This is a genomic window from Pseudaminobacter salicylatoxidans, assembly GCF_003148475.1.
Taxonomy (GTDB): domain Bacteria; phylum Pseudomonadota; class Alphaproteobacteria; order Rhizobiales; family Rhizobiaceae; genus Pseudaminobacter; species Pseudaminobacter salicylatoxidans.
Map to the genome: position 1 here is coordinate 15463 of NZ_QGGG01000013.1, position 20032 is coordinate 35494.

Here is a 20032-nt window from a genome sequence, read left to right on the forward strand (position 1 = left end):
ATGGGTTTCAAGGTTGCGATCGCTGGCGCCACGGGCAATGTGGGCCGGGAAATGCTCAATATTCTGGAAGAACGCGGCTTTCCCGCCGACGAAGTGGTGCCGCTGGCCTCGCGCCGCAGCCAGGGTACGGAAGTGTCCTATGGCGACAAGACGCTGAAGGTGCGCGCGCTCGACACCTATGACTTCTCCGACACCGATATCTGCCTGATGTCGGCCGGCGGCAACATCTCCAAGGAATGGTCGCCGAAGATCGGCAAGCAGGGCTGCGTCGTCATCGACAACTCGTCGGCCTGGCGCTACGACGCCGAAGTGCCGCTGATCGTGCCGGAAGTGAACCCGGATGCGATCGACGGCTTTTCGAAGAAGAACATCATCGCCAACCCGAACTGCTCGACCGCCCAGCTCGTCGTGGCGCTGAAGCCGCTGCACGACAAGGCGAAGATCAAGCGCGTTGTGGTGTCCACCTACCAGTCCGTCTCGGGCGCCGGCAAGGAAGGCATGGACGAGCTGTTCACCCAGACCCGCGCCGTCTTCGTGGCCGACCCGGTCGAAGCCAAGAAGTTCACCAAGCGCATCGCCTTCAACGTCATCCCGCACATCGACGTGTTCATGGAAGACGGCTACACGAAGGAAGAGTGGAAGATGGTGGCCGAGACCAAGAAGATGCTCGACCTCAAGATCAAGCTGACGGCGACCGCCGTGCGCGTTCCCGTGTTCATCGGCCACTCGGAAGCCGTCAACATCGAGTTCGAAAACCCGATCACGCCGGACGAGGCGCGCGACATCCTGCGCGAGGCGCCGGGCTGTCTGGTCATCGACAAGCATGAGGATGGCGGCTACGTCACCCCGGTCGAGAGCGCCGGCGAGGACGCGACCTACATCTCGCGCATCCGCGAGGACGCGACCGTCGAGAACGGCCTGGCCATGTGGGTCGTCTCCGACAATCTGCGCAAGGGCGCGGCACTGAACACGGTGCAGATCGCCGAGCTTCTCATCGCGCGCGGCCTGATCACGCCGAAGAAGAAGGCTGCCTGATCGGCCTTTCATGAAATCGGGCGGCGCTTCGTGACCGAAGCGCCGCTTTTTTATTGCAGCCGGCGCTCCGCTCCGGGCCCGCGATTGCCATGCGCTGAAGCGGGCTTTCGCGCAATTTCATGTCGGCGGCCGCAGCCTTTCCGAAACGGAGTTGCGGTTTTCCCGAACCGATGCCCGCGCCGTATTTTCGACGCCGGCGCGGTGTCATTTCAATTCATGAACCAATCGCATTTATGCTCTTGCCAGCGGATCGCGGCTCGCTAAACACGGGCCATCTGCTACGATTGTCGCAGAGCAATGCATGGGTGGGGAGTTTTCAGAACCATGGCATCCAGCACAAAAATCACAGCCCCGAAATCCTCACCGACGCCGAAGACCGCCGAGAAGCGCGGCCGGCTGGCCGACTATCTGCTGGCGCGCGCGCCGGCCGAGGACATTGCGGCCTACGATCCGGTGGTGCTGACGCGCGCCGCCGAACTGGCGCGGCAGGCGGTCGCCCGCCATCACAAGGGAAAAACCGTGATCGCCATCGACCGCGATCCGGAAATCCGGCTCGAAGGCAAGCCGCTGACGGTGGTGACGGTCGTCAACGACAACATGCCCTTCCTGTTCGATTCGATCCTCGCCGAAATCGGTGACAGCGTCGGCGAGCCCACGCTGGTCACTCACCCGGTGGTGCTGGTGCGGCACGACAAGGACGGCGTGGAGGAAATTCTGGGCGAAGGCGGCCCGCACAAGGAGGACGACCACGGCGCCGATCGCGTCAGCGTCGTGCATGTCCACATCAAGGCGCTGAGCGACGAGCAGGCGGCGACACTGGAAGAGCGGCTGCGCAAGATGCTGGCGCAGGTGCGTGCGGCCGTGATCGACTGGAAGCCGATGCTGGCGCGGCTCGACCATGCGATTTCCGAATTCCGCTATGGCGAGATCCCCCTCGACAAGGATGCCGTGGCCGAGGCCATCGCCTTCCTCGAATGGCTGCGCGACGACAACTTCACGTTCCTCGGCATGCGCGAGTTCCGCTATACCGGCGGCGAAAAGACCGGCACGCTCGACCGCGCCGGCAAGCCCGGCCTCGGCATATTGGCCGATTCGGATGTGCTGGTGCTGCGGCGCGATGCCGATGGCGACAATGTCACCACGCCCGAAATCCGCGCCTTCCTGCACGGTCCCGATCCGCTGATCGTCACCAAGGCCAATGGCAAGTCGGTGGTGCACCGGCGTGCCTATCTCGACTATATCGGCGTCAAGACCTACGACCGTAACGGCAAGCTGTCCGGCGAACTGCGCATCGTGGGCCTGTTCACCTCCACAGCCTATACGCGCTCGGTGCTGAAAATCCCCTATCTGCGGTCCAAGGCGCAGGCGGTGATCGAGGCTTCCGGCTTCGACCCGGCCGACCATTCCGGCAAGGCGCTGATCAATGTTCTGGAAAGCTATCCGCGCGACGAGCTGTTCCAGACCTCGATTCCGACGCTGCGCAAGAATGCCGAGGCGATGCTCGGCCTCATCGAGCGGCCGCGCTCGCGCGCGCTGGTTCGGGTCGACCAGTTCGACCGCTTCGTCTCCGTGCTCGTCTTCGTGCCGCGCGACCGCTACGATTCCGACGTGCGCGAGAAGATCGGCACCTATCTCAAGACCATGTTCGACGGGCGGCTGTCGGCCTATTATCCTGCCTTCCCCGAAGGCGGGCTGACGCGCATTCACTTCATCATCGGCCGTTCCGGCGGCAAGACGCCGGTGGTCGAGCAGGCGACGATCGAGGCGGCGATCCGCGGCATCGTGCGGACCTGGGAGGATGCGCTGGCGGAAGCCGAAGCCGCATCCGGCAGCGATGCCGGCCTTGCCCGCATCGCCAGCCGCTTCCCCGAAAGCTACCGCAACAGCTTCACGCCCGAGCAGGCGCTCGCCGATGCGCGCCAGATCGGCACGATCAGCGCCGACAACCCCATCGCCATCGACTTCTATCACGACCACGGCCAGACGCCCGAACAGGCCTCGCTGAAGATCTATCACCACGGCATGCCGGTGGCGCTGTCGCGGCGCGTGCCGATCCTGGAGAACACCGGCTTCCGCGTTATCAGCGAACGCACCTTCGAGGTGCGCGGTGGCGAGGCCGGCTCGATCTTCATCCACGACATGGAGCTGGAAAACGCCTATGCCGGGCCGATCGACCTTTCCGACGGCGGCGCGTTGTTCGACGAGGTGTTCCTTTCGGTCTGGCGCGGCGACGCCGACAATGACGGCTACAACGCACTGGCCCAGGCCGCCGCGTTGCCGTCATCTGCCATCGGCATCCTGCGCGCCTATGGCCGCTATCTGCAGCAGGCCGGCATTCCGCAAAGCCAGGATTTCATCGCCGCCGCGCTCAACCGCTATCCGCAGATCGCGCGCGCGCTGCACGAGCTGTTCGTCGCCCGCTTCGATCCGTCCGTGAAGGACGGCGAGACGGCCGCCAGGCACCTCAAGGCATCGATCAAGGATGCGCTGGAAGAAGTGCCCAATATCGACGACGACACCATCATCCGGCGCTATCTCAGCCTCATCGAAGCCACGCTGCGCACCAACCGTTTCGTTGCCGATGCGAGGGAAAAGGGCCTGTCGCTGGCAATCAAGCTCGATTCGCGCGCCATCGAGGGCCTGCCGGAGCCGAGGCCCTGGCGCGAGATTTTCGTCTATGGGCCGGAGGTCGAGGGCGTGCACCTGCGCTTCGGCCCCGTCGCGCGCGGCGGTTTGCGCTGGTCCGACCGGGCGCAGGACTATCGCACCGAAGTGCTCGGACTGGTGAAGGCGCAGCAGGTCAAGAACGCCGTCATCGTGCCGGTGGGCGCCAAGGGCGGCTTCTATCCCAAGCGCCTGCCCACGGGCGGCAGCCGCGATGCGGTGTTCGAGGCCGGCAAGGCCGCCTATATCAACTTCATTTCCAGCATGCTTTCGGTGACCGACAATATCGAGGGCGGCCATGTCGTTCCGCCAGCGGGCGTGACGCGCCGCGACGGCGATGACCCGTATTTCGTCGTCGCCGCAGACAAGGGCACGGCCACCTTCTCCGACACCGCCAACGCCATCAGCGAGGCGCATGGCTTCTGGCTGGACGACGCCTTCGCCTCCGGCGGCTCGGCCGGCTACGACCACAAGAAGATGGGCATCACCGCGCGCGGCGGCTGGGAGGCGGTCAAGCGGCACTTCCGCGAGATGAACCGCGACATCCAGACCTCGCCCTTCACCGTGGTGGGCGTGGGCGACATGTCGGGCGACGTGTTCGGCAACGGCATGCTGCTTTCCGGGCAGACCAGGCTGATCGCCGCCTTCGACCATCGCGACATCTTCATCGATCCCGATCCGGACCCGGCCGTCTCCTTTGCCGAGCGCAAGCGCCTGTTCGAACTGCCGCGTTCGAGCTGGCAGGACTATGACCAGACAAAACTGTCGGCGGGCGGCATCGTCGTCTCGCGCAACCAGAAATCGGTGACGCTGCCGGCAGCGGCGGCGCAGGCGATCGGCCTTGCCGGGACCACCGCCTCGCCCACCGAGATCATCAACGCCATCCTCAAGGCGGATGTGGACCTGCTCTGGTTCGGCGGCATCGGCACCTATGTGCGCGGCAGCGGCGAAACCAACCAGGAAGTGGGCGACCGCACCAACGACGCCATCCGCGTGACGGCGGCGCAACTGCGCACCAAGGTGATCGGCGAGGGCGCCAATCTCGGCGTCACCCAGCGCGCGCGCATCGAATTCGGCCTGCTCGGCGGGCGCAGCAATTCCGACGCCATCGACAATTCGGCCGGCGTGAACTCGTCGGACGTCGAGGTCAACATCAAGATCGCGCTGGCCTCGGCCATGCGCAAGGGCACGCTGACGCGGCCGGCGCGCAACAAGCTCTTGGCCGAGATGACCGACGAGGTGGCGGCGCTGGTGCTGGCCAACAACTACCAGCAGCCGCTGGCGCTTTCCCTGCAGCGCAAGCGCGGACTGGCCGACCTCGTGCATCAGGGTCGTTTCATGACCACGCTGGAGGAGCGCGGCCTGCTCGATCGCGCGGTCGAGTTCCTGCCGTCGGCGGCTGCCCTTGCCGAGCGCGAGGCGCGCGGCGAGCCGCTGACGCGTGCCGAGCTGGGCGTGCTGCTTGCCTATGCTAAGATCGTGCTGTTCTCCGACATCGTGAACAGCGATCTGCTCGACGATCCGCATTTCGAGCGCGACCTGATGGACTATTTCCCGGAACGCATGGCCGGGAAATACGAGGCCGAGATCAAGGACCACAGGCTGCGCCGCGAGATCATCGCGCGCGTGCTCGCCAACGATCTCGTCAATCGCGGCGGGCCGTCCTTCGTCAACCGGTTGCAGGAAGCGACGGGCCGTAGCGCGGCCGATGTGGTGCGCGCCTTCGTGGTGGTGCGGGCAGGCTTCGAGCTGCCGGCGCTCTACCGCGAGATCGACGCGCTCGACAACCGCATCGACGGCCAGCTCCAGCTCGATCTCTATCAGGCGGTCGGGCGGCTGATCTTCGTCACCAGCCGCTGGTATCTGCGCAACGAGGCGGGCGAAGGGCCGGTGGACCGCGACATCGCCGCGCTGGCCGAGGCGCGCCGGGCGCTGGAGCCGCAGCTTGCCGCGTTGCTGCCCGCCTTCAACAAGGCCCGCCTTGCCGAGCGCCGCGACATCTTCGTGGCCGATGGCGCGCCGGAGGCCCTCGCCGAGCGACTGGCGCTGACGGATGTGGCCGAGCTGATCCCCGACATCGCGCTCGTGGCCAAGACGGCAAAGGCCGACATCGTGGCGGCCGCCCGCGCCTTCTTTACGGTCAGCGACATATTCCGCATCGCCCGCATCGAAGACGCGGCACATGCCATCAGCACGTCCGATTACTATGACGAGCTGGCGCTGTCGCGCGCGACCGAGACCATCGACGCCGCGCGCAGGGGGATCGCCTCGGCGGCGCTCACTCGCTTCGGCGCGTCCGACGACCCTGTGGCGGCATGGCTGGAAGCCGGCGGCGCGCGCGTCGCCCGCATCCGCGAGAGACTGCAGGGCCTGACCGAAGGCAGCGGCGACATCACCGTGTCGCGGCTGTCGGTGGCCTCCGGCCTGATGGGCGACCTGACCGAAGCTTGAGGCGCGACCCGTCTCAAATTTCCACCCCGCATCGCCGGGAGCGCATGCTCCCGGCGCAAGCCGGATTGTGTCCCTCGGATAGCCTCTCAGGAGGTCGGTTTCTGCGATCTCGCAACGATGACGATACCGACAAGAGACACGACGAGACCGCCCGCCATCGCCCATGACAACGGTTCGCCGAACATCACCCACGCCCAGATCATCACCACCGGCGGGCTGAGATACAGCACCGCCGTAACCCGCGCCGGGGACGATTTGCGAAGCGCCAGATAGTAAAGGCTCCACGCTCCGAGGGTGGCGACGAAGACGAGCCAGAGAATGCCGCCGACGAAACCCGGCTCCAGCAGCGGCAACACGCTGCCTTCATGCCAGGCGAACACCGAAAAGATGGCGGCAGCCGACAGGCACTGGATGCACAGGCTTTGATGCACCGGCATGAAATTAGCCGGGCTGCGCTTTTGCAGCAGCGTCGCCATGGCCAGCGACAGCGTCCCGACCACCGGCAATGCATACGCCCACAGCGGCACGTCGGCCATGTTCAGCGACCAGCCCGATGCGATCAGGACGCCGGCCAGCCCGATGAAGGAGCCGATCCATTGCCGCCCGTTGAGGGCCTGCCCGAGAACCGGCCAGGACAACACGGCCACCATCAGGGGCAGCATATCCGTGATCAGGGCGACGAGCCCGGTCGGGACGCCATGGGAGATCGCAAGCGCAAATGCGCCGAGATAGGCCGACATAGCCAGTGCGCCGAAAAGAACCTGCGGGAGAACGTCTTTCCGTCGCGGCCTTGGGCCGATCGTCAACGCGAAAGGCAGCAGCACGAGGCCCGAAACCAGGCTGCGCCAGAGCAGGATAAGGAAGATCGGCGCGTGGTCGCTCGCAAAGCGAATGCCGATGAAGCCGGCACTCCAGCAGATCACCAGTGCCGCTTCCAGCAGGACGAGGATCGCAAGCCCCATCAGCCCACGGCCAGGGCCACAGGGTGCTGCAACGGCTTCACTCACCGGCGCGGGCTTTCGAACCGATCAAGCATGGACAGGGCCATTTTGCGGGCCGCTTTCAGCCGCGCGTCATGGCCATCGAGACCCGCTCGCGACATCGCGCCTTCGAGCAGGAACGAGAGATGTTCGGCCAGTTCCGCGACCGCGCCGGGATCGGACCGCATCTCGCCGAGATGTTCCCGGAACAGGTGCTCGACATCGTCCTTTTGCGCCGCGACGGTTGCGCGGGCAGGATCGCCTACCGCAAGCTCTGCGGCCGCATTGAGGAGCCCGCAGCCGCGAAACCCCCATTCATAGGCGCGGACAGCGTGATCGACATAGGAATCGAACACGGCAAGAACACGCTCCCTGGGCGTGGACGCGACGGCAAGGCGCAGCCGGAGGAGTTCGTGCCACTCCGCACGCCGTCCCTCGACATAGGCGTTCACCAAATCGGCCTTGGACGCGAAATTGTTGTAGAGGCTCATCTTCGCGACACCCGCATGGGCGGTGATCGCGTCGATGCCGGTTGCCCCGACGCCGTCGCGGTAGAACAATTCGGCTGCCGCCTTCAGCAGACGCTCGCGCGCAGGAGTTTTGTCGGGCATGGTCGATCCTCAATCTAGATAGACCGATCTACCTAATTTTTGGATCGAATGAGACATCCCTCGCGTCCACCTCTGGCGCAATCGCGACATGGGCTATCATCTGCCGGAACGCGACCCTGCACTCGCGCCCATGATCACGATTGCCCATCTTGCCGCGTCGGAGGCTATAGTCGCGAAAGGCGTCGGAGGTTTCGCGTCCACGCTCCCTGCAGACATGGCCGGCAGCACATGGAGAGGAAATCATGGAAACCAGCGTCAGGAGGTTCTTCGAGCGATACGAAAACGCTTTCAACCGGTCCCTCGCCGGCGACATGGACATGGATGAGGTCTCGGCACTCTATGCCGCCGAGTTCATAGCCGCCTCGCCAGCCGGGGTGATGACCGGAAGGAACGACGATCAGCTCAGGCAGGTCATGGCGCAAGGCTATGCGCACTATCGGGCGATCGGAACGAAGGAGATGCGGATCCGCGATCTTCGTCTTTCCCCCATCGACGATCACCATTGCGTGGCGCATGTCGCCTGGACGGCAACCTATGCCCGGAAGGACCAGCCGGATGTGGCGATCGATTTCGATGTCCATTACTTCGTCCGGAAGCTGAACGGCGAGCCGCAGGTTTTCGGCTGGGTGTCGGGCGATGAACAGGCGCTTTTAAGGCAGCACGGCATCGTCTGAAATCCACTCGTCCCGGCAGGATCACGCCGGTCAAGGCCGGCCGCCTTTCGTGATCGTCCGGGCGGGAAAACGCTTTCGGGGTGGAGAAAATCGATTGCCTATCTATTTCGGAAGGGAGCGGATGGGGAACAACGCCGAAATCCTGGCTTCAAAGTGAGAGGAATACTCGATGGCTACCGCCAAGAACACGATTTGCCTCTGGTACGACAAGGATGCCGAGGCCGCCGCCCGCTTCTATGCCGGGATATTTCCCGGCAGCAAGGTGAGTGCCGTGCACCGCGCACCGGGCGACTACCCATCCGGTAAAAAGGGCGACGTGCTGACAGTTGAATTCACGGTTGCCGGTATCCCCTGCCTCGGCCTCAACGGGGGGCCTGTATTCAAGCATAACGAAGCCTTCTCGTTCCAGATCGCCACCGACGATCAGGAGGAGACCGACCGCTACTGGAACGCCATAGTCGGCAATGGCGGCCAGGAAAGCGAATGCGGCTGGTGCAAGGACAAATGGGGCATCTCCTGGCAGATCACGCCACGCGTGCTGACGGAGGCGCTGGCGGTCGGCGGCGCCGAAGCAAAACGCGCATTCGATGCCATGATGACCATGAAGAAGATCGACGTCGCCGCGATCGCGGCCGCGCGACGCGGTTGAGGCGCCGTCCTGTGGTCAAACGGCTGCCGTGTCCGGCAGCCTGGTTTCCGCTCACCAGACACTCCGAGCCGCTTTGGGACACAGGCGGTTCAGGGTCGGGTGGAAGCCGCACCGCGGCAAACGCTCAGGCCAAGCGGCCGGCGCGGGCCAGTCCGTGCGCCACCAGCCGGTCGATGATCTCCGGATAGCTGACGCCGCTTGCCGCCATCGCCTTGGAATACATGCTGATGTCGGTGAAGCCGGGGATGGTGTTCAGCTCGTTGATGAGGATGCGCATGTCCGGCGTGACGAAAAAGTCCACGCGCGCCATGCCGTCGCAACCCAGTGCCCGGAAAGCCTGTGCCGCCATGGCGCGAATGCGGCTTTCCACCGCGTCGGGCAGTTCCGCCGGCACTTTCAGCACCGCGCCGTTCTCATCGATATATTTGGCGTCGTAGCTGTAGAAACCGTGGCTTTGCGCCGGCACGATCTCGCCCGGACGGGACACGAAAAGCCCGCCTTGCGTATCTTCCAGCACGCCGCATTCGATCTCGCGGCCCTCGATGAATTCCTCGGCCAGCAGCTTGCTGTCGTGGTCGAAACCTTCGGCAAGGGCTATGTCGAATTCCTGGCTGGCGTGGACTTTTCTGACGCCGACCGAAGAGCCCTGCCGCGCCGGCTTGATGAACAGCGGAAGCCCGAGTTCACGTTCAAGCTCGACAAGGGCCGGGGCCGCGCCCTGATGGATCGTGACGGACCGGGCGACCGGCAGGCCCGCCTCGCTCAGCAGGCGCTTGGCGATGTCCTTGTCGATCGCGGTCGCGGAACCGAGGATGCCGCAGCCGACCAGCGGCACCCGCGCCACCTGCGCCAGCCCCTGCACCGAACCGTCCTCGCCATGCAGCCCGTGCAGGACCGGAAACAGGATGTCGATCCTGGGCAGTTCATGAGGGGCGGCGCCATCGCCCGGGATCGCCACCACCCTCCCCTGCCCGCCCGGCACGAGGCAGATTTCGGTGCCGCTCTCCGGTTTCGCCAGCGCTCCGCCCTCGAAACCACTCAGCAGCCACTGCCCCTCGCGGGTGATGAAGACGGGAACGACGTCGTATTTCGCCGGCTCAAGCGCGCGCATGACATTGGTGGCCGAAAGCACCGAGACATCATGTTCGGCGGAACGCCCGCCGAAGAGCACGGCAATGCGCAGTCGTTTCGCGGTATCGGTCATGCGCGTGCTCCCGGCTTGTCAGAGCGCAGTGGAGGCGGCTGCGCCCGCATTGGGAATGTTGATGTCGATCTCCAGCGTCGAGGTCGTCTTGCCGCGGTCCATGGTGATGCGCACATCGTCCTGGTTGACCTGAACGTGCTTGGCGATCACGGCCATGATCTCCTCGCGCAGCACGGCGACGAGGTCGGGCTGGTCACGGTTGTTGCGTTCATAAGCCAGCAGCACCTGCAGGCGCTCGCGGGCCACGGGCGCACTGGCGCGGCGTTTGAAGATATCCAGAAGGCTCATGCCACCCTCCTTCCCAGAAGCCGGTTAAGGAGACCTTTCTTCTCGACGGGAAGCACCATCGGCACGTCTTCGCCCTGTAGCCGCCGGGCGGCGTCGGCATAGGCACGCGCGGCCGCGTTGGCGGGCTCGTTGAGCGTCACCGGCGAGCCCACATTGGAGGCGCGCAGCACGCCCTGGTTCTCCGGAATGATGCCCAGAAGCGGCACCGACAGGATTTCCAGCACATCGTCGATGCTGAGCATCTCGCCGCGCGCGGCGCGCGCCGTGTCATAGCGGGTCACGAGAACGTGCTTGGTGACATCCTCGCCCTGCTCGGCCTTCAGCGTCTTGGAATCGAGCAGGCCGATGATGCGGTCCGAATCGCGAACCGAGCTCACCTCGGGATTGGTGACGATGATCGCCTCGTCGGCAAAGCGCATGGCAAGCTGGGCGCCGCGCTCGATGCCCGCCGGGCTGTCGCACAGCACGTAGTCGAACTTTTCCCGAAGCTTGCCGATCACATTGGCCACGCCTTCCTCGGTCAGCGCATCCTTGTCGCGGGTCTGCGAGGCGGGCAGCAGGAAGAGAGACTCCACCCGCTTGTCGCGGATCAGCGCCTGCGAGAGCTTGGCCACGCCCTGCGTGACGTTGACGAGGTCGAACACCACCCGCCGCTCGGCGCCCATGACCAGGTCGAGGTTACGCAGGCCGACATCGAAATCGATGAGGACCACCTTCTTGCCGGTCTGGGCCAGAACGCCCCCGAGGGCGGCGGTCGAGGTTGTCTTCCCGACGCCGCCCTTTCCAGATGTGACGACCACTACCTTGCCCATGCATGTCTCTCCAATATTGTCAGTTGAGCGCCGCGACCAGAATCACGCTGTCTTCCAGATAGGCCTGTATCGCCCTGCCACGCGTGGATGGCTCCATGTCCTCCGCAGTGCGATACCAGCCGTCCACCGCAAGAAGTTCTGCTTCATTTTTGCGGCAGAAAATGCGCGCTTTGCGATTTCCCCAGGCTCCTGCGAAAGCGCGCCCGCGCAAGGTGCCGTAAACATGGATGGACCCGCCCGCGAGGATCTCGGAGCCGGAACTGGCCGAGCCGAGGACGATGACGTCGCCCTGCGGGTGGTAGATCGACTGGCCGGAGCGAATCGGTGATTCGACGATCAGCGTACCCGATGCCGGCGGCTCCTCGGCTTCGACGGGCTCGGCGGCCACGGCCGGCTGTTCCTCGATCGTCGTTTCCCTGGCGCCCTTGAGAAGCGGCGGCAGGTCCGGTCCCAGCGAATCGATATGCTTCGATTCGATTGCGTAGATACGAATCCCGCGCTCGGCGAACTGCGCCAGCAGGCCTTGTATTTCCACGGTTTCGGGCTTGAGCGCAGTCAGATCCAGCACCACCGGACGGCCGTCGAAAAAGCCGGGAGAGTTCTCGATCCAGCGGTCCAGCTCCTGCAGCCAATCGTCCAGCGGTGTTTCCGGCACCAGCGCAAAGGCGATGAATGAGCGGGCGCGAAAGCGTATGGATTTCTGCTGCATGGGGGCGATGCTGTTCACGGGATTCGGATCCTTACCGGTGCTTCGCGGTGTAGGCTATGGTGAACGAAACGTAAACCGCAATCCGCCCCGTTGCAGGCCACGCACCTGCTGATAGCTTTGGACTGTTGCAAATCCGCGCGGCCGCGCCGGCTTTGCGCCGCCGCGAAAAACGTGCAGACATGGCGTCGATCAGGATGATCCGGGCGGGAGAAAAAGGCGTGGCCGAGGCGAGCATGGACGAAACCAGGACATCGCGCGCCGGCATCTGGGGCTGGATGTTCTTCGATTGGGCCGCACAGCCCTTCTTCACGGTGGTCACCACCTTCATCTTCGGCCCCTATGTCGTTTCGCGCATGGCGGCCGATCCGGCCATCGGCCAGGCGGCATGGGGCTACGGCATCGCAGCGGCCGGTTTCGTCATCGCCATATTGTCGCCGGTGCTGGGCTCGATCGCCGACCAGACGGGTCCGCGCAAGCCTTGGATCGCCTTCTTCGCGGCAATCAAGATCGCCAGCCTGTGCGCTCTCTGGTATGCCGCGCCCGGCTCGCCGCTGGTGCCGGTGATCCTGCTTTTCTCGCTCGCCTCGGTGGCGGCGGAATTCTCCATCGTCTTCAACGATTCGATGATGCCGCGGCTGGTGCCCAAGGCCCGGATCGGCAGCGTGTCCAACATAGCCTGGGGGCTCGGCTATGTCGGCGGCATGATCGCGCTGATCTTCGTGATCCTGTTCCTGGCTGGCTCGCCGGAGACCGGCCGCACGCTGATCGGCCTGCAGCCGCTGTTCGGGCTAGACCCGAAGCTGGGCGAGGATGCGCGCATAACCGGACCGCTCGCGGCGCTGTGGTATTTCATCTTCATCCTGCCGATGTTCTTCTTCACGCCGGACGGCGCGAAAGGCAAGGCGCTGGCGCCGGCCGTGCGCGAGGGCCTTGCCGAGCTGAAATCGACGCTCGGCGAAGTGCGCCGGCGCAGCGGCATCCTGCGCTTCCTCGTCGCCCGCATGATCTATCAGGACGGCGTCAATGCGCTGCTGGCGCTGGGCGGCGTGTTCGCGGCCGCCATGTTCGGCTGGTCGACCACGGAAATCGGCCTGTTCGGCATCATCCTCAATGTTGTGGCGGTCTTCGGATGCCTGACGGCCAGCAGGCTCGACACCGCACTCGGCTCCAAGACGGTGGTGCTGATCGCCCTGGCGATGCTGATCGTGGCGACACTGGGCATCCTGTCCACCGGGCCGGGCTACACGCTGTTCGGCGCGATGCCGTTCGATGGGGCCGATACCGGCGGCTTCTTCGCCACGCCCGCGGAAAAGGCCTACATCCTCTACGGATTGCTGATCGGGCTTGCCTTCGGCCCGGTGCAGGCGTCGTCGCGTTCCTATCTGGCGCGCAGCGTGACGCCGGCCGAGGCCGGCCGCTATTTCGGCATCTATGCGCTGGCCGGCCGCGCCACCAGTTTTCTGGCACCGTTCCTCTACGCCACCATCACCGCCATGACCGGCTCGCCGCGGCTGGGCATGACGGTCATCATCGTGTTTCTGGTGGTGGGCATGGCGGTTCTGCTGCCGACACCCTATCCGGCGGACAAGGCGAAGGGCTGACTTTAACCCTCCTCCAGTGAGGAGGGTAGGGCCCTCAATGCCTGAAGTGCCGCACCCCGGTGAACACCATGGCGATGCCGTGTTCGTCGGCGGCGGCGATCACCTCGTCGTCGCGCATCGAGCCGCCCGGCTGGATGACCGCCGTGGCGCCCGCCTCGATGGCCGACAGCAGGCCGTCGGCAAACGGGAAGAAAGCGTCGGACGCCACCACGGAGCCCTTCGTCAGCGGCTCGGCATTGCCGGCGGCTTCGGCGGCATCCAGCGCCTTTCGCGCGGCGATGCGCGAGGAATCGACGCGGCTCATCTGGCCTGCCCCGATGCCCACGGTCGCGCCGTCCTTCACATAGACGATGGCGTTCGACTTCACATGCTTGGCGACGCGGAACGCAAAGCGCAGGTCTTCCATCTCACGTTCGGTCGGCGCGCGTTTTGTCACCACCTCCAGCTCGAAATCGTCGACCACCGCATTGTCGCGCGATTGCACCAGAAGGCCACCGGCCACCGACTTGACCAGCGTTCCGGCAGTGCGCGGATCGGGCAGGCCGCCCGTCACCAGCAGGCGCAGGTTCTTCTTGGCGGCGATGATGCCTTGCGCTTCCTCGCTGGCCTCGGGCGCGATGATGACCTCGGTGAAGGTTTTCACGATTTCTTCCGCCGCTTCCGCGTCGAGCAGGCGATTGACGGCGACGATGCCGCCGAAAGCCGAGACCGGATCGCAGGCGAGCGCCTTGAGATAAGCGTCCTTGAGGTTCATGCCCTCGCCGACGCCGCAGGGGTTGGCGTGCTTGATGATGGCGACAGCCGCGGAAGCCGCCGGGTCGAACTCGCCGACCAGCTCGAAGGCCGCGTCCGTGTCGTTGATGTTGTTGTAGGAGAGCTGCTTGCCCTGCAACTGCTTCGCGGTCGCCACGCCGGGGCGCTTCTCGCCGGTCACGTAGAAGCCTGCCTGCTGGTGCGGGTTCTCGCCGTAACGCATGACGTTTTCCAGCTTGCCGCCGAAGGCGCGCCAGGTGGGATGCTCGATGGCCAGCGCGTCGGCGAACCAGCCCGAGATCGCCGCATCATAGGCGGCGGTGCGGGCGAATGCCTTGGCGGCCAGCTTCTGGCGGAACTCATAGGAGAGGCTGCCGGCGTTCAGTTCCAGCGCGTTGAGCACCGCAGCATAGTCTTCCGGATCGGTGACGAGGGCGACATAGGCGTGGTTCTTGGCCGAAGCGCGCACCATGGCCGGGCCGCCGATATCGATGTTTTCCACGATCGAGGCATAGTCGGCGCCCGACTGGCGCACTTCCTCGAACGGGTAGAGGTTCACCACCACCAGATCGATGGGCTGGATATTGTGGGCGCGCATGGCCTCGGCATGCTCGGGATCGTCGCGCACGCCCAGCAGCGCGCCGTGCACCGACGGATGCAGCGTCTTGACGCGGCCGTCCATGATCTCGGGAAAACCGGTGAGTTCCGACACGTCGCGCACGGCGATGCCGGCGGCGGCGATGGCCCTGGCCGTGCCGCCGGTCGAAACCAGCTCGACGCCGGCCCTGGCGAGGGCGGCGGCGAAGTCGATCAGGCCGGTCTTGTCGGAGACCGACAGCAGCGCGCGGCGCACGGGAACGAGGTCTGGTGCGGGAATCTTCTTGGAGGCGACGGCCATGGCATCGGGCCTTTCGGGCTGGTTGGGAGGGTAGGAGCGGCCTACCCCCACGGATGGGACATCGCAAGGGCAAAATCGCCGCGCCGGCGCGGTTTTCCGGCCTGTTTCAGTACGCGCTGCCGTGTGCCTCCACGAACTGCCAGTTCACTTCGGGCAGCTGCGAGGCCTTGAAGGCAAGCACGATCTGGCGGCTGCGGCGCGGCCCGCCGAGCCCGGCGAAGAAGATGGACTCTTCCACCTGCGGCGCGACCTCGTGGCTGGTGAACACCCAGCGGTCGCCATTGGGCGCCGCAAGCACCAGCCTGCCCCTGTCGTCGCGGTAAAGCTCGATTTCGGGATGCAGGTGGAAGCGGATGGTGACGGCGTCGTGGCGACCGGACGCGCCGTCGCCGTGCAGGAAGCGGTCGGTGCCGGACAGGAGCGTGCCTTCCGCCGACAGCGCGACCTCACGCTCGTGCCGGATGCCGAAAAGCGGCACATAGCCGTCATGGCTGGCGATGAAGCCCTGCATGCCATGCGTGTCGGTGCGATGGCTGGTGACGCTGCGCGGACCCCGGATCAGCCGTGCGCCGAGCAATCCGTTGACGCGCGGCGAATGGCTGAAGCGCGCCGAGGAGGTGTCGTTGAGGCCGGCGGTGGAGTGGGCGGCCGTGGCGCGCGACAGCGGCCTGAACTCTTCCGAGCCATAGGCGTCGATGCCGGCATTGACGATGAAATGCTGGCGGCCGGACGACATCTCGAAGGACAGGCAGCCGGCATGGGCCTTGTCCGACACCTGGCTTGGCGGCGGCAGGCCGGTATCGGCGATCACCGTGGTGGCGCCCATCGACAGCCGCTCATAGCCCGAATAGGGCGCATGCAGCAGCGGTGCGCCGGCAGTGTCGTCATGGCGCAAGATGGCCGCGATGCGGTCGTGGATGGTCACGCCCATGCCGTTGAACCGGGCCATGCTGCCGTCGCGATGGCGGAAGAAGCGCAGCGCCGGCAACATGCGGTCGATGGCGCCGATCAGCGCCTCGGGCGGCGACTCGGCCTGGTTGGCGTAGGTCTGCCGCAGCGGCAGGAGATCGGCCAGCAGTTCCAGCACGGCAAGCGGGTTGCGCGAGATATGGCCGCCATCGGGCAATATCTGCCGCTCCAGCTCTTCGGCCAGATTGCGCGTGGCGTTGCGCAACGCGGAAGGCGACGCCGGCAGGGACAGGGCGGAAAAGGCCAGCGCAATCCTCGCCCTGAGCTTTTCCTCGCCGTCGGTCATCTCGCGCGCCATGGAGCGCAGATAGCGGATCTGCACCGCCAGCGATTTCAGGTAGCCGCGATAGAAGGGAAGTTCCGCGCCTTGCAGAACGACCGAGGAATGCTGCAGCCAGGCGATGATGCGGCGCGCGACGACCGCCGGCTCCCAGGCGGTGCCACTGATGCGGCCGCCATGGCTGGCGATCCAGTCGCCGACCAGCGCGCGGGCATTGGCCGCGGCAAGCTCCGTGCCGGCGGCGCGCATGTGGCGCAGCCAGCGGAACGAATGCAGCGAGCGCTGCCATTCGCGGTTTGCGCCTTCGATCTGGAACGGCGATTGTCCGCCGGTTTCGATCATCTGGCCCGCGAAGGGATAGCGGCCGTAATAGATTTCCAGCGCGATCTGCTGGTCGGCAAGACGCAGGTCAGGCGGGGCGATCAGAACCCGTTCGGGCGTGCGGCCGGCAAAGCGCCAGCGATAGACCGGGCCGCCGCGCAAGCGACGGCGTGCCTTGCGCCAAAGCTCTTTGGCGACGAGCGCCCAAAGGTCTGCCGTGTTGCCCGTGGCAATCGACAATCAGTGCCTCCAGAAAAGAAAATATCCGCCCGCAAGCCAGAATTATCTGATTCACGACATTATGCGAAGGCGAATTTGGTCGCGCAGGCGCAACTGGGGATAAGCCTTCCGGCTTCGGGCCGCCACCCGCAGGTTAATGCCATTTGCGACAATGGGTGTGCGATCTCGCATTTTTCACCCTTAATTTATGTAAAATCGGCTCCGAAAACGTCGATTTTATAGCTTTCGAAACCGCCAGACATGCGGTTTGCCTTGACTCGACGGTCGTTTTCCTGTCTACAGCCTCGCAATTCCGCGACGAGTAAAACCACTCCGAGCAGCCGACCGGGACCCATAGCGGTATAAAGAGATCCCGGAGGTCAACACCCGGCAGCGCGATGCGCCCCCGGGTGCCATTCGGCTTTGGCCATTTGTCCGGCCCGGATGCTTGGCTCTCAGGCGCGGAACCATTACCTCTGGCAGGGAAACCCGTCAGAGACAGAAGGAAGATCGATGTTCGAATCGCTGCAAGAGCGACTTGGCTCCATTCTCAACGGCCTGACCGGCCGTGGCGCGCTGTCGGAAGCCGATGTTTCGGCTGCCCTGCGCGAAGTACGCCGCGCCCTCATCGAGGCCGACGTGGCGCTGGAGGTCGTGCGTTCCTTCGTTGACCGCGTGCGCGAGAAGGCCGTCGGCGCGGCCGTGCTCAAGTCGATCAAGCCCGGCCAGATGGTCGTCAAGATCGTCCATGACGAGCTGATCGAGATGCTGGGCGCCGAGGGCGTGGCAATCGACCTCAACGCCCCTGCCCCGGTCGTGATCATGATGGTCGGCCTGCAGGGCTCGGGCAAGACCACCACCTCCGCCAAGATCGCCAAGCGGCTGACCGAGCGCCAAGGCAAGAAAGTGCTCATGGCCTCGCTTGACACGCGCCGGCCTGCCGCGCAGGAGCAGCTGCGTCAGCTCGGCGAGCAGACCAATGTCGCCACGCTTCCCATCGTCGCAGGCCAGACCCCGGTCGATATCGCCAGGCGCGCCGTGCAGGCGGCCCGGCTCGGCGGCCATGACGTCGTCATCCTCGACACCGCCGGCCGCACGCATATCGACGAGCCGCTGATGGTCGAGATGGCCGACATCCGGCAGGCCTCGAACCCGCATGAAATCCTGCTGGTGGCCGACAGCCTGACCGGCCAGGACGCCGTCAACCTCGCCAAGAATTTTGACGACCGCGTCGGCATCACCGGCCTCGTGCTCACCCGCATGGACGGCGACGGCCGCGGCGGCGCGGCCCTTTCCATGCGCGCCGTCACCGGCAAGCCGATCAAGCTCATCGGCACCGGCGAGAAGATGGACGGGCTGGAGGAGTTCTATCCCAAGCGCATCGCCGACCGCATCCTCGGCATGGGCGACATCGTTTCGCTGGTCGAGAAAGCCGCCGAAACCATCGACGCGGAAAAGGCCGCGGCGATGGCCAGGAAGATGCAGTCGGGCAAGTTCGACCTGAACGACCTCGCCGGCCAGTTGCAGCAGATGCAGAAGATGGGCGGCATGGGCGGCATCATGGGAATGATGCCCGGCATGGGCAAGATGAAGGACCAGATTGCCGCCGCCGGCTTCGACGACAAGATGTTCGCGCGCCAGCTCGCCATCATCTCCTCGATGACCAAGGCCGAGCGCGCCAATCCCGACATTCTCAAGCACAGCCGCAAGAAGCGCATCGCCTCCGGCTCCGGCACCGACGCGGCCGAGATCAACAAGCTGCTCAAGATGCACCGCCAGATGGCCGACATGATGAAGGCCATGGGCGGCAAGGGCAAGGGCGGCGGCATGATGCGCGGGCTGATGGGCGGCATGGCGCAGAAGATGGGCCTTGGCGGCATGATGCCCGGAATGGGCGGCATGCCCGACCTTTCCAAGATGGATCCCAAGCAGCTCGAGGCGCTGAAGAAGCAGGCGGAAGCCGCCGGCCTCGGCAACGGCCTGCCCGGCGGGCTTCCGGGTCTCGGCAGTGGCGGCTTGCCGGGTTTGCCCGGCGGCGGCATGAAGCTGCCCGGCCTCGGCGGCGGGCTTCCGGGCCTCGGAAAGAAGAAGTGAGGGCAGCGACATGAACGACGCCGACGTCAAGAACCTGCTCGCCCAGTACCGCGCCTCGATCGACAATATCGATGCCGCGCTGGTGCATATGCTGGCCGAGCGCTTTCGCTGCACCAAGGCGGTGGGCGTGCTGAAGGCCACCCACGGCCTGCCGCCGGCCGACCCGGCGCGCGAGCAGAACCAGATCGCGCGGTTGCGCCGTCTTGCCGACGAAGCGCAGCTCGACCCCGATTTCGCGGAGAAATTCCTGAACTTCATCATCCGCGAAGTGATCCGCCATCATGAGGCGATCGCCCAAGAAAAGACAGTGTCCACAACATGAGCGCACAGCTTGCGACTCTTATCGCTGCGATAATAGCAGCAGTTGTATCGTTAATAGCGGCGGCGGCATCATTTTATGCAGTTTACTATCAATCGACACGCTCTTCTCGGCTTCGTTTGGCTGAGTTTCGGAGAGAGTGGATAGAAGTTCTTCGGATAAAGATGGCAGAGTTTCTTGCCATTCATTTTCAACGAGACAGTGTCAGTACGCTTATTAATGGAAGTTTTAACGACACCGATAATTTATTTGAGAGCACAAAAAAACATATCGAGCTAACCACGTCTCTTGGAGAAAGACTCTCCTATGTTCAGTTAAGCTTAAACAGCTCAGAGACAGCCCATAGAGAGCTTATTGATATTATGTACTTCATGGTTAACAACCCGTTGCCTGAAGTGGAAAAGGAGTACCAACGGGTTGGTTTTAAGTTCACTGAAAAGGCTGGTGAGGTTCTCAAGTCTGAGTGGACTAGGTTAAAACAAGAAATGTAGAAGGAACTGA

16 protein-coding genes are annotated in these 20032 nt (G+C 64.7%); 8 read left to right on the forward strand and 8 right to left on the reverse strand.

Translation table 11 applies throughout. The features are described from left to right. Positions 1–1035: an aspartate-semialdehyde dehydrogenase gene (locus C7441_RS17180; RefSeq protein ID WP_109613943.1), complete on the forward strand. Its 1035-nt coding sequence runs from the start codon at positions 1–3 to the stop codon at positions 1033–1035. Between the two features lie 324 nt (positions 1036–1359). Further along, positions 1360–6150, forward strand: a complete 4791-nt coding sequence (locus C7441_RS17185; protein ID WP_109613944.1) for an NAD-glutamate dehydrogenase — start codon at positions 1360–1362, stop codon at positions 6148–6150. A gap of 86 nt (positions 6151–6236) precedes the next feature. Here C7441_RS17185 and C7441_RS17190 read toward each other — a convergent pair whose 3' ends face one another. After that, complete coding sequence (locus C7441_RS17190) at positions 6237–7157, reverse strand: DMT family transporter (protein ID WP_244916188.1); 921 nt, start codon at positions 7155–7157, stop codon at positions 6237–6239. Continuing rightward, on the reverse strand, positions 7154–7741 hold the full coding sequence (locus C7441_RS17195) for a TetR/AcrR family transcriptional regulator (RefSeq protein WP_109613946.1): 588 nt from the start codon (positions 7739–7741) through the stop codon (positions 7154–7156). The genes C7441_RS17190 and C7441_RS17195 overlap by 4 nt, the downstream gene beginning before the upstream one ends. A 242-nt stretch (positions 7742–7983) precedes the next feature. Here C7441_RS17195 and C7441_RS17200 point away from each other — a divergent pair, with 242 nt between their 5' ends. Together C7441_RS17200 and C7441_RS17205 are read left to right on the forward strand one after the other, a co-directional pair. Beyond that, positions 7984–8415 carry a DUF6841 family protein gene (locus C7441_RS17200; RefSeq protein WP_109613947.1) on the forward strand — a complete coding sequence of 144 codons (432 nt, stop codon included), beginning with the start codon at positions 7984–7986 and terminating at the stop codon, positions 8413–8415. A gap of 169 nt (positions 8416–8584) precedes the next feature. After that, on the forward strand, positions 8585–9064 hold the full coding sequence (locus C7441_RS17205; protein WP_109613948.1) for a VOC family protein: 480 nt from the start codon (positions 8585–8587) through the stop codon (positions 9062–9064). A 124-nt stretch (positions 9065–9188) separates the two neighbouring features. Here C7441_RS17205 and C7441_RS17210 read toward each other — a convergent pair whose 3' ends face one another. The 4 genes from C7441_RS17210 to minC are packed head-to-tail and all read right to left on the reverse strand — an operon-like array spanning position 9189 to position 12095. Then, the gene (locus C7441_RS17210; RefSeq protein ID WP_109613949.1) at positions 9189–10268 is read right to left on the reverse strand and encodes a D-alanine--D-alanine ligase family protein; all 1080 of its coding nucleotides are present in this window, start codon (positions 10266–10268) and stop codon (positions 9189–9191) included. Between the two features lie 18 nt (positions 10269–10286). Further along, positions 10287–10556 carry a cell division topological specificity factor MinE gene (gene minE, locus C7441_RS17215; RefSeq protein WP_019170827.1) on the reverse strand — a complete coding sequence of 90 codons (270 nt, stop codon included), beginning with the start codon at positions 10554–10556 and terminating at the stop codon, positions 10287–10289. Continuing rightward, a complete protein-coding gene (minD, locus tag C7441_RS17220; RefSeq protein WP_109613950.1) occupies positions 10553–11368 on the reverse strand; it encodes a septum site-determining protein MinD in 816 nt (271 codons plus the stop codon). The genes minE and minD overlap by 4 nt, the downstream gene beginning before the upstream one ends. A gap of 19 nt (positions 11369–11387) precedes the next feature. Beyond that, on the reverse strand, positions 11388–12095 hold the full coding sequence (gene minC, locus C7441_RS17225; RefSeq protein ID WP_026060122.1) for a septum site-determining protein MinC: 708 nt from the start codon (positions 12093–12095) through the stop codon (positions 11388–11390). Between the two features lie 215 nt (positions 12096–12310). Here minC and C7441_RS17230 point away from each other — a divergent pair, with 215 nt between their 5' ends. Continuing rightward, positions 12311–13678, forward strand: coding sequence for an MFS transporter (locus tag C7441_RS17230; RefSeq protein WP_109614033.1), 1368 nt, complete (start codon positions 12311–12313; stop codon positions 13676–13678). A gap of 34 nt (positions 13679–13712) precedes the next feature. On the opposite strand, the gene purH is transcribed toward C7441_RS17230, so the two are convergent. Both purH and C7441_RS17240 read right to left on the reverse strand, forming a co-directional pair. Next, complete coding sequence (gene purH, locus C7441_RS17235; protein ID WP_109614034.1) at positions 13713–15329, reverse strand: bifunctional phosphoribosylaminoimidazolecarboxamide formyltransferase/IMP cyclohydrolase; 1617 nt, start codon at positions 15327–15329, stop codon at positions 13713–13715. Positions 15330–15435: 106 nt separating this feature from the next. Then, positions 15436–17139: a heparinase II/III family protein gene (locus C7441_RS17240; RefSeq protein ID WP_109613951.1), complete on the reverse strand. Its 1704-nt coding sequence runs from the start codon at positions 17137–17139 to the stop codon at positions 15436–15438. Between the two features lie 492 nt (positions 17140–17631). Between C7441_RS17240 and ffh the strand changes: the two genes are divergently transcribed. The 3 genes from ffh to C7441_RS17255 are packed head-to-tail and all read left to right on the forward strand — an operon-like array spanning position 17632 to position 20022. Further along, positions 17632–19212, forward strand: coding sequence for a signal recognition particle protein (ffh, locus tag C7441_RS17245; RefSeq protein WP_109613952.1), 1581 nt, complete (start codon positions 17632–17634; stop codon positions 19210–19212). Between the two features lie 10 nt (positions 19213–19222). Beyond that, the gene (locus tag C7441_RS17250; protein WP_109613953.1) at positions 19223–19534 is read left to right on the forward strand and encodes a chorismate mutase; all 312 of its coding nucleotides are present in this window, start codon (positions 19223–19225) and stop codon (positions 19532–19534) included. Continuing rightward, positions 19531–20022, forward strand: a complete 492-nt coding sequence (locus tag C7441_RS17255) for a hypothetical protein (protein WP_146201515.1) — start codon at positions 19531–19533, stop codon at positions 20020–20022. Before C7441_RS17250 ends, C7441_RS17255 begins: the two co-directional genes overlap by 4 nt. Positions 20023–20032 lie beyond the last annotated feature (10 nt).